11 protein-coding genes and 2 tRNA genes are annotated in these 13,314 nt (G+C 66.2%); 10 read left to right on the top strand and 3 right to left on the bottom strand.

The genetic code is table 11. From position 1 onward, the window contains the following. Positions 1–409 precede the first annotated feature (409 nt). The 3 genes from ACK8CO_RS01610 to ACK8CO_RS01600 all read left to right on the top strand — a co-directional run bounded on the left by ACK8CO_RS01610 (position 410) and on the right by ACK8CO_RS01600 (position 3,027). Positions 410–1,765 carry an FAD/NAD(P)-binding oxidoreductase gene (locus tag ACK8CO_RS01610; protein WP_414897927.1) on the top strand — a complete coding sequence of 452 codons (1,356 nt, stop codon included), beginning with the start codon at positions 410–412 and terminating at the stop codon, positions 1,763–1,765. A 776-nt stretch (positions 1,766–2,541) separates the two neighbouring features. Continuing rightward, positions 2,542–2,617, top strand: a tRNA-Ile gene (locus ACK8CO_RS01605). 116 nt (positions 2,618–2,733) lie between these two features. Further along, entirely contained in the window at positions 2,734–3,027 is a 294-nt protein-coding gene (locus ACK8CO_RS01600; RefSeq protein ID WP_231119266.1) for a tyrosine-type recombinase/integrase, read from the top strand. 85 nt (positions 3,028–3,112) lie between these two features. Here ACK8CO_RS01600 and ACK8CO_RS01595 read toward each other — a convergent pair. Then, positions 3,113–3,196, bottom strand: a tRNA-Leu gene (locus ACK8CO_RS01595). A gap of 597 nt (positions 3,197–3,793) precedes the next feature. Next, entirely contained in the window at positions 3,794–5,032 is a 1,239-nt protein-coding gene (locus ACK8CO_RS01590; protein ID WP_414897926.1) for a urate hydroxylase PuuD, read from the bottom strand. A gap of 124 nt (positions 5,033–5,156) precedes the next feature. Here ACK8CO_RS01590 and ACK8CO_RS01585 point away from each other — a divergent pair, with 124 nt between their 5' ends. Further along, on the top strand, positions 5,157–6,065 hold the full coding sequence (locus tag ACK8CO_RS01585; protein ID WP_414897925.1) for a LysR family transcriptional regulator: 909 nt from the start codon (positions 5,157–5,159) through the stop codon (positions 6,063–6,065). On the opposite strand, the gene uraH is transcribed toward ACK8CO_RS01585, so the two are convergent. Beyond that, the gene (gene uraH / locus ACK8CO_RS01580) at positions 6,050–6,406 is read right to left on the bottom strand and encodes a hydroxyisourate hydrolase (RefSeq protein ID WP_080616115.1); all 357 of its coding nucleotides are present in this window, start codon (positions 6,404–6,406) and stop codon (positions 6,050–6,052) included. The two genes, ACK8CO_RS01585 and uraH, sit on opposite strands and share 16 nt — an antisense overlap. A 144-nt stretch (positions 6,407–6,550) precedes the next feature. On the opposite strand from uraH, the gene puuE reads away from it, so the two are divergent. The 6 genes from puuE to ACK8CO_RS01550 all read left to right on the top strand — a co-directional run bounded on the left by puuE (position 6,551) and on the right by ACK8CO_RS01550 (position 13,310). After that, positions 6,551–7,966 (top strand): allantoinase PuuE, encoded by a 1,416-nt coding sequence (gene puuE, locus ACK8CO_RS01575; RefSeq protein ID WP_414897924.1) that lies wholly within the window; start codon positions 6,551–6,553, stop codon positions 7,964–7,966. Continuing rightward, a complete protein-coding gene (locus tag ACK8CO_RS01570; RefSeq protein WP_080616117.1) occupies positions 7,963–8,790 on the top strand; it encodes a bifunctional allantoicase/(S)-ureidoglycine aminohydrolase in 828 nt (275 codons plus the stop codon). The genes puuE and ACK8CO_RS01570 overlap by 4 nt, the downstream gene beginning before the upstream one ends. Next, positions 8,790–9,275, top strand: coding sequence for an ureidoglycolate lyase (locus ACK8CO_RS01565; RefSeq protein WP_080616118.1), 486 nt, complete (start codon positions 8,790–8,792; stop codon positions 9,273–9,275). Before ACK8CO_RS01570 ends, ACK8CO_RS01565 begins: the two co-directional genes overlap by 1 nt. A gap of 30 nt (positions 9,276–9,305) precedes the next feature. Beyond that, a complete protein-coding gene (locus ACK8CO_RS01560; protein ID WP_414897923.1) occupies positions 9,306–10,742 on the top strand; it encodes a uracil-xanthine permease family protein in 1,437 nt (478 codons plus the stop codon). Positions 10,743–10,939: 197 nt separating this feature from the next. Continuing rightward, positions 10,940–12,364 carry a circularly permuted type 2 ATP-grasp protein gene (locus ACK8CO_RS01555; protein ID WP_080616120.1) on the top strand — a complete coding sequence of 475 codons (1,425 nt, stop codon included), beginning with the start codon at positions 10,940–10,942 and terminating at the stop codon, positions 12,362–12,364. A 4-nt stretch (positions 12,365–12,368) separates the two neighbouring features. Beyond that, positions 12,369–13,310: an alpha-E domain-containing protein gene (locus ACK8CO_RS01550; protein ID WP_414897922.1), complete on the top strand. Its 942-nt coding sequence runs from the start codon at positions 12,369–12,371 to the stop codon at positions 13,308–13,310. Positions 13,311–13,314: the final 4 nt, after the last annotated feature.

Raw genomic sequence — 13,314 nt, 5'->3', positions numbered from 1 at the left:
TTAAGGAACGACCCGTTGCGCGCTGGGGGCGCCAGGGGTGACGTTCAATTCATTTATCTGCGGCGCTGGAAAATCCGGCGTCGATCGGCCGGAAACGGACGTGAAGGGGGAAAAATGGAAAGAAGGGACGCCATCGAGGGCGGCGGTGCCTTTGGCCGTTGCGATTTCGATCCGACGCGTGGACGCGACAGGGCGGTTGCGCGGGCAGCCCATGCAAGACGGGTCCGGCGCTGGGCCGGGTCGGCGGCATCGCGCCGTCGGCGCGGGACGGATCACGGGCCCGCCGGCCTGACCGCGGCCTGGCCGTCTCTGTCAGGCCCGAACGATTGCCCGGCCGCGCCCGGGTTCGACCGTGGCAGAGGCCTGCGCGCCCGGGCCCCACGCCCGTTCCGGCCGGGAGTGTCCGCAGATGCATGAGGTGGATCTGGCGGTGGTCGGGGCGGGGCCGGCCGGGATGGCCGCTGCGGGTGAGGCGGCGCAGGCCGGGCTGCGGGTCGCGCTGTTCGATGCGCAGACGAGGCCGGGCGGGCTGGTCTATCGCGATATATACCATGAAGAGCAGGAGTGGGAGGCCGCGCTGGATGCTGCCGCGCTCGAGGGGCGCAGTCTGATTGCCGGGCTCGATCAGCCCGGGATCAAGCTTGTCGGCGGCGCCGAGGTCTTGTCCGTCGAGCCGGGCTTTCGGCTGACCTACCGGCAGGACGCGGTGGCGCGGACGCTGCGGGCCCGTCGGGTGCTGCTGGCGACAGGCGGGCACGAGCGTCCGATGCCGGTGCCGGGCTGGACCCTGTCGGGGGTATTGACCGTCGGGGCCGGGCAGATCCTGCTGAAAGAGGCCGGGTTGCTGCCGCGGCGTGCGGTGCTGCTGGGCACCGGGCCGCTGCTCTATCTGTTTGCGGTGCAGATGCTGCACGCCGGGGTGACGCCGACGGCGCTGATCGACACCCAGACACGGGGCGATCTGGCCCGGGCGATGTGTCATCTGGGCGGTGTCTTCGGCGGCTGGCCCCATCTTTCCGAAGGCTGGCGCATGCTGCGGATGCTGCGCCGGGCGGGGGTGCCGCGCATCACCGCGGCGCATGATGTCGTCATCGAGGGCGAAGAGCGGGCCGAGGCGGTGCGGTTCCAGCGTCGCGGCGCGCAGCACCGGCTGCCTTGCGATGCGGTTTTTCTGCATCACGGGGTAGAGCCGAACCTGCAGGTCTCCTGTGCGCTGGGGCTTGCCCATCGCTGGATGCCGCGTGAGCATTGTTTCACCCCGGTCTGCGATATCTGGGGCGAGGCGGCGGCGACCGAAGCCGGGCTCGCGGGGGTCTTCGTCGCGGGCGATGGCGCCGGCATCGTCGGCGCCCGGGCGGCCGGATTGCAGGGGCGGCTCGCGGCGCTCCGGGTCGCCGAGAGTCTGGGGCGGATCGACACCGGCGCACGCGATGCGCTGGCCGCGCCGCTGCGGCGACAGTTGCGGCGCGCGCTGGCGGTCCGGCCGTTCCTGGGCGCCGCTTATCCGCCATTCGCCGAGGCGTGCGGCCATGAGCGCGACGCGACCGGCCCAGCCCTCGGCCCGGCCCTCTCGCGTCCTCCCCTCGGGATGGTTCTGCCCGGCGGCGTCCCGGGAGGTCTGGCCGAATTGGCCGGGAGTGGGGGCGAGGCCGTCGCCAATGGGGCAGGGGCGCTGTCCCCGGGGGCACTGGGCGATGGGTCCCCGGATGCGCCCGAAGCGGAGAAAATCGCAACCGGCCCGACCTGTCACGCAGGCCGGTCCTGAGCCCGTTCCCCTCGCGAGGAAACTTGGCCCGGACGATGCGGCAGAGGCCGTCCGGGCGCCGATGATCGCAGGAGGCGGCAATCAGTGCGTAAAGGTCGGGGCCCGGACGCGGCCGCCGGAAGGGCATCGGTTCCCGGGTTTAGGGCGGGCACGCGCATCCCGGACTGGCGGTACGGCCAGCACGTTGCCCGCAGGTCGGTGAAGCGGACCGGCCGCCGGCAGGTTGGCGGCCAAGACGCAGGTCTCCCGTCTCGGGGGCCGTTTCCCCGACGGATTTCGGGCCATTTCCCGGGGCTGAGCCAGGCCGGCATCCGCGATCGAGGGAGGTTGCCTCCGGGCCGGATGCGGGATCGGAAAGGGCAGTTTTTTCGGCGCTTCACTCCGGCCACGTGCACCGTCAAGGCAGTCCCCCAGCCGGCCGCCGCAAGATTCCGGCCCTGCCGGATTGTTCTGGGATATCACGATTTTTCTTTGCAGATCATCAGGATGATGACGGATCTTTCCGCCGTGCATCGATTTTCTGGTCCAGAGGAAGCGGTCCGGATCGTTTTCGCGCCGCCTGCCAGGGATTGGTCCGTATGGCGCGCAGCGGGCTGCAATGGCGGGCCCTCGCGGCCGTCCTCAAGTCGCGACAGGGGCGCTTGTAACATCCTTGACCCTCACAGAGGTCGCGTGCGCCGGATTAGGGTTTCTCGATCTGACGATACGGCCCGGCCAGGCCGCTGCCGGGTTCCGACTTGACCCCTGTCTCGGGAATGCTAGTGAAGACGCAGGTCGGGCCTGTAGCTCAATGGTCAGAGCAGGGCGCTCATAACGCCTTGGTTGGGGGTTCGAGTCCCTCCGGGCCTACCAATGCAAAAGTAAAGATCGGATTTTAAAAGAAAATTCGAGATTGTGGGCCACGCCATTTCTCGCGTGGTCCACAATGCCAGATGACGGCAGCGATTTCGGCGGAGAGAATTTCGCCCATGGCTGACGCTTTCACCACCACCCGCTGCCACTGGATCCGCACCGACGACGGGCTCGATATCCTCATCCCGATGTGCTGCGGCAGCGCCGTAAACGGCCCGGACGCTTGGCGGTACACTGCTGCGCCACAGCTGGCCGACGCGGGCGTCGATATGCGCGACATCCAGGCCGTGACCGGCCACAAGACGCTCTCGATGGTTCAGAAATATACCGCCCAGGCGAACCAGAAAGCAGCTTCCAGAAGGGCGCAGACGGCACGCGAACAGAGCGGAAACGAAACAGGAAAGTACTAACAAAAAGTACTAACAAAGTGCCAAACTCGGCCGCCCGATCTGGGTCAGCGTTTCCAGTTCAGCAATTTTTCCTTTAAAATCAAAATGGTGCGGGTGAAGGGACTCGAACCCCCACGCCAAAGGCGCCAGAACCTAAATCTGGTGCGTCTACCAGTTCCGCCACACCCGCATCGCTTGCCCGGTCAGGTCCTCTCGGAAGGGAGAGAGCCGGGGGCAGGCGCATGTTTAGCAAAGGCCCCGAAGCGAGGCGAGCCCAAAAATCGGCTTCGGCTGCGACAATGACCGGGAGGACGGGCGTTGGCCATCTTGGGACATCTGCTGAGGGGGCTCCGGGAGGACGTGACGGACCCGCATGCAGCCTGCCGGGGAGCAGGCGGCGCTTCGGGCCAGGCGCCGCGCCGCCGTCAGTTTGAACGCGGTGGCGCCTCTCGTCGGCGTGGCCCGACCGGGCATGACAGGGCGAGAACGGCAGGCGAGGCCGTGGCGGGTGTCTGACAGACCGGGCCACGGCTTACAGCGGCGGGTGGGGCGCAGTCGTGGCATCGAGGCGGGTGTTCCATGCCGATGTAAGCCGGGGCCGGGGCGGAGGAGGCAAGAGTGAAGGCGACGGTGGCGAAGGCGACGGGGGCGAAGGCGACGAGGGCGAAAAAGGCGGGAGCGAAAACGTGGACGCGCAGACGCCCCGGCGGCGGCCGGCCTCGGGCGTCTTTCGGAAAACGGCTCTGCGGTCTGTTTCCGGGCCGCCGCCCTTGGCCCGAGCGGGGGCTCAGGATGCGCCGGAGCGCAGCGCGCGATACCAGTCGACGATGCGCGCCCGTTCCTCGGGAGGCATCATCATGACGTTGCCGGGCGGCATGGCATGGCTCAGTCCGGCCTGGCGGTAGATTTGCCGGGCATGGCGCGCGAGGGTCGTCGCGCTGTCGAGCCGGACCCCCTTCGGCGCCTGACCGAGCCCGGGCCAGAGCGGCCGGGCGGTGTGGCACATCGCGCAGCGGCTCTCGACGATCTCCTGCACCTCGTCGAAGCCCGCCGAGGCGATCACGCGGTTCAGATGCGGGGGCAGGGCGGCCTCGGTCTCGGGCGCGGCAATGTCCGGGCTCGGCCAGAGCGACAGTGCCACGATGGCGGCAAACAGCGCCGCGGTCGCGCCCCAGGTCCACCAGGGGCGGCCCTTGCGGGCATGCATGCTGTTGAAGAAATGCCGGATCGTCACGCCCATCAGGAAGACGAGGCTTGCGATCAGCCAGTTATAGGGGCTCGCGAAGGCCAGCGGATAGTGGTTCGAGAGCATCAGGAAGATGACCGGCAGGGTCAGGTAGTTGTTATGGGTCGAGCGCAGCTTGGCGATGGCCCCGTATTTCGGGTCGGGCGTATGTCCTGCCTTCAGATCGGCCACGACAATCCGCTGGTTCGGCATGATCACCAGAAACACATTGGCCACCATGATCGTGCCGGTGAAGGCGCCCAGATGCAGAAGTGCTGCGCGGCCGGTGAAGACCTGCGTGTAGCCCCAGGCCATCGCGACGATGATCGCGAAGAGGATCAGCATCAGCGCGGTCGGGCGGCGCCCCAGCGGACTGCGGCACAGCAGGTCGTAGCAGATCCAGCCGGTGGTCAGCGATCCGGCCGAGATCGCGATGGCCTGCCAGGGCGCCCACTGGATCTTGTCGTAATCGATCAGGAACAGATCCGCCCCCATCCAGTAGACCAGCGCCAGCAGGGCCAGCCCCGACAGGAACGTCCAGTAGGCTTCCCATTTGAACCAGGTCAGGTGCTCGGGCATGTGGTCGGGGGCGACCATGTATTTCCGGATATGGTAGAAGCCGCCGCCATGAACCTGCCATTCCTCACCCAGCACGCCTGCGGGCAACGGACCCGATCGGGTCAGCCCCAGATCGAGGGCGATGAAGTAGAAGGACGATCCGATCCAGGCGATCCCGGCGATGACATGCAGCCAGCGCACCGCGAATTCCAGCCAGTCCCAGACCAGCGAGAGGTCGAACATGGGCAAACTCCTTGAGATGGGTGCAGGCTATACGCCGGGCGGGCTTTCTGATAATTCCGGATTATCCCGATCAGCTTCAAGAAATCCCGAATAATCTCCCGTGGCCAGCATCAATACGATCCGAATGTTCGTGCGTGTCTACGAACTGGGCAACATGTCGGCCGCCGCGCGCGATCTGCAGGTATCGGCCGCGGTGGCCTCGTCGCGGATCGCCGATCTGGAACGGCATCTGGGCATCCGGCTGTTCACCCGCACCACCCGCTCGATCCAGCCGACCGAGCAGGGGCGGATCTATTATCCCAAGGCCGTCAAGGTGCTCGAGGCGCTGGAAGAGGCCGAGGCCGCGGTGCAGGAGATCACCCATCACCCGCGCGGCTCGCTTTATGTCTCGGCGCCGCTGGGGGTGGGGCGGCGGCTGATCGCGCCCAATGTGGTGCTGTTCCAGGACCGCTACCCCGACATCCATGTGCGGCTGCGCCTGTCGGACCGGCGGGTCGATCTGGCGGGCGAGGGGCTCGATGCGGGGTTCCTGCTGGGCGATCTGCCGGATTCGGGGCTGAAGGTGCGGGCGCTCGGCGATTGCGCGCGGGTGCTTTGCGCGTCCCCCGGCTATGTCGCGCGGCGGGGAATGCCCTGCTGCGGGGCCGACCTGATCGGGCAGGGACATGATTGCCTTCTGTTGCGGTTTCCCGGCTCACGCGAGTTCCGCTGGACGCTGCAGACCCCCGAGGGGCCGCAGAGCTTCAACGTCAAGGGTCCCTATGCCTGCGACGATGGCGATGTTCTGACCGCCTGGGCGCTGGACGGGCGTGGCGTGGTGCTCAAGCCCGTCTTCGATGTGGCCGAGCATCTGGCCTCTGGCGCGCTGATCCCGGTCTGCGAAGACACCCCGCCCCCCGATGCCCGGCTGGCCTGCCTGTTTCCCCACAAGAAGAACCAGGACCCGAAAAGCCGGCTCTTCATCGAGTTCATGGCCGAGCGGATCAAGGCCGCGCTGCGCCGGCGGGCGCAGATCTATCAGCTGCCGCGATAGGTCGAATAGCCATAGGGCGAGAGCAGCAGCGGCACGTGGTAATGCGCCTCTGCATCCTCCATGCCGAAGCGGATCGGGATCTGGTCGAGGAATTTCACCTCGCCGGTCGCAAGGCCCGCTCGTTCCAGATAGTCGCCCGCGAAGAAGACCAGCTCGTAGGTTCCGGTCCTGAAGGTTCCGGGCGGCAGGATCGGCGTATCGGTACGGCCGTCGGCATTGGTCTCGGTCTCGGCGATCTTGCGGTGGGAATTGCCAGAGACGCGGTAAAGCGCGATCTTCAGCCCGGCGGCGGGCCGCCCGGTCGCGGTGTCCAGAACATGGGTGGTCAGATAGCCGGGCATCTTGTCCTCGCGCTGAAAGGGGCTGGCTTCCTTATGGCGCAGAACCCGGCCCGCAAGGAAGACCCCGAAAGACTTTCAGGAAATACTTGAAAGACGGCGCGTTATTCATGGTTTATGCGAAAGTAATCCGAAGGAGGACCTCTTTTGACCCGCTATCCGCGTGATCTTCGGGGCTATGGCGCGACGCCGCCCCACCCGCAATGGCCGAACGGCGCCAAGATCGCCGTGCAATTCGTCATCAACTACGAGGAGGGCGGCGAGAACTGCATCCTGCATGGCGATGCGGCCTCCGAAGCCTTCCTGTCCGAGGTCGTGGGCGCGGTGCCCTGGCCGGGCCAGCGCCACTGGAACATCGAGTCGATGTACGAATATGGCGCCCGGGCCGGGTTCTGGCGGCTTCACCGCATGTTCACCGAGCGCGACATGCCGGTCACGGTCTATGGCGTGGCGACGGCGCTGGCGCGCGGGCCCGAACAGGTGGCCGCGATGCAGGAGGCCGGCTGGGAGATCGCCAGCCACGGGTTCAAATGGGTCGAATACAAGGACTTCTCGGAAGAGGAAGAGCGCGCCCATATGGCCGAGGCCAGGCGGCTGCATGCCGAGGTCACGGGCGAGGCGCCGCGCGGCTGGTACACGGGGCGCTGTTCGGCGCAGACCGTGCGGCTTGCGGCCGAGGATGGCGGTTTTGCCTATGTCTCGGACACCTATGACGACGATCTGCCCTACTGGATGGCCGTGGGCGACCGGCATCAGCTGGTGATCCCCTATACGCTCGATGCCAATGACATGCGCTTTTCGGTGGCGGCGGGCTATGGCTCGGGCGACGAGTTCTATGCCTATCTCCGCGACAGTTTCGATACGCTTTATGCCGAGGGGATTGCCGGCGCGCCTAAGATGATGACCGTCGGGCTGCATTGCCGCCTGGTGGGACGGCCCGGACGGGCGGCGGCGCTGAAGCGGTTTCTCGACTACATCCGGGGCTTCGACGGGGTCTGGGTCGCGCGGCGGATCGACATCGCCGAGCATTGGGCGGAGGTCAATCCGCCGGTCGTCCGGGAACGGCCCACGGCGATGGACCGCGACAGCTTCGTCGCGCGGTTCGGGGGCATCTTCGAACAGTCGCCCTGGATCGCCGAGGGCGCCTTCGGGCTCGAGCTTGGCCCTGCGCATGACAGCGCGCCGGGGCTGCATAACGCCCTGGCGCGGGTGTTCCGCGCGGCCGGGCCCGGGAAGCGGCTGGAGGTGCTGAAGGCGCATCCGGATCTGGCGGGCAGGCTCGCGGCCGCGAAACGGCTGAGCGAGGCCTCGACCGCCGAGCAGGCCTCGGCCGGGCTCGACGCGCTGAGCGACGCGGACCGCGCGCGTTTCGAGGATCTGAACCGCCGCTATACCGAGCGCTTCGGCTTTCCCTTCATCATCGCGGTGAAGGATCACGACAAGGCGGGCATCCTCGCGGCCTTCGAGCGCCGGCTTGAAAATACCCCCGAAGCCGAATTCGCCGAGGCCTGTCGTCAGGTCGAACGGATCGCGCTGCTGCGCCTGAAGGAGATCCTGCCATGAGCCAGTATTACGCCCCGACCGGCGGGCTTCCGGGGCAGGAGGTCCTGCATACCGGCCGCGCCGTCTTCACCGAGGCCTATGCGGTCATTCCCAAAGGCGTGATGAGCGACATCGTCACCAGCAATCTGCCGCATTGGACGGGCACGCGGGCCTGGATCATCGCGCGGCCTATGACGGGCTTTGCCGAGACCTTCGCGCAATATGTGATGGAGGTGGGCCCCGGCGGCGGGTCGGACCGGCCCGAGCCCGATCCGGGCGCCGAAGGGGTGATCTTCGTCACCGAGGGCGGGCTCGATCTCAGGCTCGGCGGGCACGCGCATCACATGACGGCGGGGGGCTATGCCTATCTGCCGCCGGGCTCCGGGTGGACGGTCGCGAATTCGGGCACGGTGCCCGCGCGGTTCCACTGGCTGCGCAAGCGCTATCAGGCGGTCGAGGGCATCGCGCCGCCCGAGGCCTTTGTCACCAACGAGGCCGCGGTCGCACCCAATGCCATGCCCGACACCCAGGGGCGCTGGGCCACCACGCGCTTCGTCGATCCGGACGATCTGCGCCATGACATGCATGTCAATATCGTCACCTTCGAGCCGGGCGGCGTGATCCCCTTCGAGGAGACGCATATCATGGAGCACGGGCTTTACGTGCTCGAGGGCAAGGCGGTCTACAAGCTCAACCGCGACTGGGTCGAGGTCGAGGCGGGCGATTTCATGTGGTTGCGCGCCTATTGCCCGCAGGCCTGCTATGCCGGCGGGCCGGGACGGTTCCGCTATCTGCTCTACAAGGACGTGAACCGCCATCCGGCGCTTGCGCTCGGGGCGCTGTGATGATCGAGGCCCAGCCGCTGACCGCGGCCGGTTTCGCGCCCTTCGGCGAGGTCATCGAAACCGGCGGCGATTTCAAGCTCATCAACGAGGGCTTCTGTCGCCGCTATTCCGATCTTGCCAGGCTCGACATCGTCGACGGGCAGCCCGGGATCAGCCTGTTTCAGGCCGAGATCCGGGCGCTGCCCTGTGAGTGCACGCTGATGGAGCGGCACCCGCTGGGCTCGCAATGCTTCATTCCCATGCAGAATGCCGAATTTCTGGTCATTGTGGCGCCGGATGAAGGGGGGCGGCCGGGCCGGCCCTCGGCCTTCATTGCCGGTCCGGGGCAGGGGGTGAATATCGGCCGGAATGTCTGGCACGGCGTGTTGTGTCCGATTTCGGGCTCGGGGCTCTTCGCCGTTATCGACCGCATCGGCGCGGGGGCCAATCTGGAAGAGGTCCGTCTGAAGACGACGCTGACGATAAGGCGCGCGCGGCCGGGCTAGGCAAGTAACGACGACGGGGAGATTTCGACGATGGCTGCAGACAGCTCCATCGGGACGCCGGAACAGCTGCGCGACCCGAACTATACGCCTGCGCTTCACAAGGCGGTACCGCTGGGGATCCAGCATGTGCTGGCGATGTTCGTTTCGAACGTGACGCCGGCGATCATCGTCGCGGGGGCTGCGGGCTTCGGCTTCGGGTCCGAGGCGGGGGCCGAGGGCTTCCCCGACATGACCTACATGATCCAGATGTCGATGCTGTTTGCGGGGATCGCCACGCTGTTCCAGACCATCGGTCTGGGCCCGGTGGGCGCGCGGCTGCCGATCGTGCAGGGCACGAGCTTTGCCTTCATCCCGATCATGATCCCGCTGGTCGCGGGCAGAGGCGTCGAGGCGTTGCCGATGCTGTTCACCGGCGTCTTCGTCGGCGGGCTGTTCCACGCCATGCTGGGCACGGTAATCGGCAAGATCCGCTTCGCGTTGCCGCCGCTTGTCACCGGGCTCGTGGTGACCATGATCGGGCTCGCCCTGGTCAAGGTCGGCATCCAGTATGCCGCGGGCGGCGTCGCGGCGATCGACAGCCCCGAATATGGCAGCCTGCTGAACTGGTCGGCGGCGCTGGTCGTGGTCTTCGTCACGCTGGGGCTGAAATTCTTCGCGCGCGGGCTGTTGTCGGTCTCGGCGGTCGCGGTGGGCATTCTGGCAGGCTATCTCTTCGCGCTCGCGACGGGCATGGTGACCTTTGACAGTATCGGCGCCGGCTGGCAGCGCGCGGCCGTGCTGGAGGTGCCGCTGCCGTTCAAATACGGGGTCGATTTCAGCCTCGCCGCCATCATCGGGTTCTGCCTGATGGCCGTGGTCTCGGCGGTCGAGACCGTGGGCGATGTCTCGGGCATCACCAAGGGCGGCGCCGGGCGCGAGGCCGCCGACCGCGAGATTGCGGGGGCGACCTATGCCGATGGTGTGGGCACGGCGATCGCCGGTGCCTTCGGGGCGCTGCCCAACACCTCCTTCAGCCAGAATGTGGGCCTGATCGCGATGACCGGGGTGATGAGCCGGCATGTGGTGACCATCGGGGCGCTGTTCCTGATCCTCTGCGGCGTGGTGCCCAAGGTCGGCGCGCTGATCGCGACGGTCCCGATCGAGGTCCTGGGCGGCGGCGTGATCGTCATGTTCGGCATGGTGGTCGCCGCGGGCATCTCGATGCTGTCGGATGTCAACTGGAACCGGCGCAACATGGTGATCTTCGCGATCGCGCTGTCGGTCGGGCTCGGCCTGCAGCTTGAACCGAAAGCGGTGCAATACCTGCCCGATACCTTGCAGATCCTGATGACCAGCGGGCTCTTGCCCGCAGCGCTGATCGCCATCGTCCTGAACCTGGTGCTGCCCGGAGAACTGGCTTCGGAGGCGACCGAAGAGGTCTCGGGCGGCCTTTCGGGGCATGGGCTCGGACATCTCGGGCGGGACTGAGCCTGCCGCGACCTGACAGACAGGGCCGCCTCGGGTGGCCCTGTTCCGTATTTTACAACTGCAGTTTTTCCGCTATGTCCTTGGCTTGGAAACACTCGCTAAAGTTGTTGTATATATTTTAGGCATCCGCATTTTTGTTGCGCGTTCGGTGAGGGGAAATCATTGCCGGTGCCACAGGGTGGACATAGCGTTAAGCCATGAACGAGAGCCAGACCTTCGACGAGATGTGGGGCCGCGCACAGGTTCTGCGGTCGCCCTATGAGCGTTTTCACGAGTGGTTCGAGGGTGAGGACATCGCCCGGTTGCGCGCCAAGCAGCGCGAGGCCGAAGAGGTGTTTCGCCTGACCGGCATCACTTTCAATGTCTATGGACGGGCCGAGGCCGAGGAGCGGCTGATCCCCTTCGACATCATCCCGCGGATCATCTCGGGGCGCGAATGGCAGAAGCTTTCGCGCGGGATCGAACAGCGGGTGAAGGCGATCAACGCCTTTCTCTATGACATCTATCACCGCCAGGAGATCGTGAAGGCGGGCCGCATCCCCGAAGAGATGATCTCGCGCAACGAGGCCTTCCTGCCGCAGATGATCGGGGTCAAGCCGCCGGGGGGCGTCTATACCCATATCGTCGGCATCGATCTGGTGCGTACGGGCGACAACCAGTTCTATGTGCTGGAGGACAATGCCCGCACGCCCTCGGGTGTCAGCTACATGCTGGAAAACCGCGAGACCATGCTGCAGATGTTCCCCGAGCTGTTCTCGCGCAACCGGGTGCAGCCGGTGCAGACCTATCCGCTCGATCTGCGCCGTTCGCTGGCGGCCTGTGCGCCCCCGGATGTGGACGAGAAGCCCACCATCGCGGTGCTGACGCCAGGGATCTACAACTCGGCCTATTTCGAGCATGCCTTCCTGGCCGACCAGATGGGGGTGGAACTGGTCGAGGGGCAGGATCTTCGCATCGTCGGAGGCAAGGTCGCGATGCGCACGACCGAGGGCTACCGGCCGATAGACGTGCTCTATCGCCGGGTCGACGACGACTATCTCGACCCGCTGAACTTCAATCCCGACAGCGCGCTGGGGGTCCCGGGCATCATGGATGTCTACCGGGCGGGGCGGATCACCATCGCCAATGCGCCCGGCACCGGCATCGCCGATGACAAGGCGATCTACAGTTACATGCCCGACATCGTCGAATTCTATACCGGCGAGAAGGCGATCCTCGAGAACGTGCCGACCTGGCGCTGTTCCGAACCCGAGGCGCTGGCCTATGTGCTCGACAACCTGCAGGATCTGGTCGTCAAGGAGGTGCATGGCTCTGGCGGCTACGGCATGCTGATCGGCCCGACCTCGACCCGAAAGGAGATCGCGGCCTTTCGCGACAAGCTGAAGGCCAGGCCCGGCAATTACATCGCCCAGCCGACGCTGTCGCTCTCGACCGTTCCCATCTTCACCCGGAACGGGCTGGCGCCGCGGCATGTCGATCTGCGTCCCTTCGTGCTGGTCAGCCCCGCGGGCATCAAGATCACCCCCGGCGGGCTGACCCGGGTGGCGCTGAAGAAGGGATCGCTTGTGGTGAACTCGTCGCAGGGCGGAGGCACCAAGGACACCTGGGTGCTCGAGGACTGACGCGATGCTGGGCAAGACCGCAAACGGGCTCTTCTGGATGTACCGCTATATCGAGCGGGCCGAAAACACCTCGCGCCTGGTCGAGACCGGCCAGCGCATCGCGCTGACCCGGCTCGACAGCCCCGATGACGAATGGGGCTCGGTGATGCAGACCGGGGGCGTGGCCAAGGCCTACAAGCGCCATCACGAGGCGGTCACCAAGGAAGGTGCCATCGACTGGATGCTGCGCGCCAAGGAGAACCCTTCCTCGGTACTCTCGGCCATTTCCTCGGCGCGGCAGAATGCCCGCGTGGTCCGCACCGCGCTGACCCATGATGTCTGGGAGGCGATGAACGGCTGTTACATGGCGGTGCGGGAGGCGCTGTCGCGCCGGGTGAACGAGCGCGACCTGCCTGCGGTGATCGACCTGATCAAGGATCGCACCGCGCTGGTGCGCGGCACCACGCAGGGCACGCTGCTGCGAAACGACATCTTCAATTTCGTCCGGATCGGCACATTCCTCGAACGCGCCGACAACATCGCCCGCATTCTCGACGTCAAGTATTACGTGCTGCTGCCCTCGACCTATTCGGTGGGCTCGTCGATCGACAATGTGCAATGGGAGACGATCCTGCGCGCGGTTTCTGCGCGGGGCGGGTTCCGGATGGTGCATGGCAGTCAGGCCAGCCCGCGCGACATCGCCCAGTTCCTCGTGCTCGACCGCAAGATGCCGCGCAGCCTCGAATTCTCGGTCACCAAGATCCGCGACAATCTCGAATATCTCGCCCTCGACTACGGCGCGCGCCACCGCTCTCATGAACTGGCCGAGGTGCTCAAGCAGCGCTTCAGCGCACATGATATCGATGCGATCTTCGATTACGGCCTGCATGAATTCCTGCAGGACGTGCTGGGCGCGCTCAGCGAGCTCGGTCGGCAGATCGAGATAGATTACAGATTCTACGAGTGATCCG

It is taken from the genome of Rhodovulum sp. HP10 (assembly GCF_047553435.1).
GTDB lineage: Bacteria > Pseudomonadota > Alphaproteobacteria > Rhodobacterales > Rhodobacteraceae > Rhodovulum.
This window is presented reverse-complemented; position numbering and strand designations above follow the sequence as displayed.

Bases quoted from the DNA above. Each gene is read 5' to 3' on its own strand.
- ACK8CO_RS01585 (WP_414897925.1), top strand. From the start codon at position 5,157: ATGTTCGTGCGTGTCTACGAACTGGGCAACATGTCGGCCGCCGCGCGC.
- ACK8CO_RS01565 (WP_080616118.1), top strand. From the start codon at position 8,790: ATGATCGAGGCCCAGCCGCTGACCGCGGCCGGTTTCGCGCCCTTCGGC.
- ACK8CO_RS01590 (WP_414897926.1), bottom strand. From the start codon at position 5,032: ATGTTCGACCTCTCGCTGGTCTGGGACTGGCTGGAATTCGCGGTGCGC.
- ACK8CO_RS01560 (WP_414897923.1), top strand. From the start codon at position 9,306: ATGGCTGCAGACAGCTCCATCGGGACGCCGGAACAGCTGCGCGACCCG.
- ACK8CO_RS01555 (WP_080616120.1), top strand. From the start codon at position 10,940: ATGAACGAGAGCCAGACCTTCGACGAGATGTGGGGCCGCGCACAGGTT.
- ACK8CO_RS01570 (WP_080616117.1), top strand. From the start codon at position 7,963: ATGAGCCAGTATTACGCCCCGACCGGCGGGCTTCCGGGGCAGGAGGTC.
- ACK8CO_RS01550 (WP_414897922.1), top strand. From the start codon at position 12,369: ATGCTGGGCAAGACCGCAAACGGGCTCTTCTGGATGTACCGCTATATC.
- ACK8CO_RS01600 (WP_231119266.1), top strand. From the start codon at position 2,734: ATGGCTGACGCTTTCACCACCACCCGCTGCCACTGGATCCGCACCGAC.
- ACK8CO_RS01610 (WP_414897927.1), top strand. From the start codon at position 410: ATGCATGAGGTGGATCTGGCGGTGGTCGGGGCGGGGCCGGCCGGGATG.
- uraH (WP_080616115.1), bottom strand. From the start codon at position 6,406: ATGCCCGGCTATCTGACCACCCATGTTCTGGACACCGCGACCGGGCGG.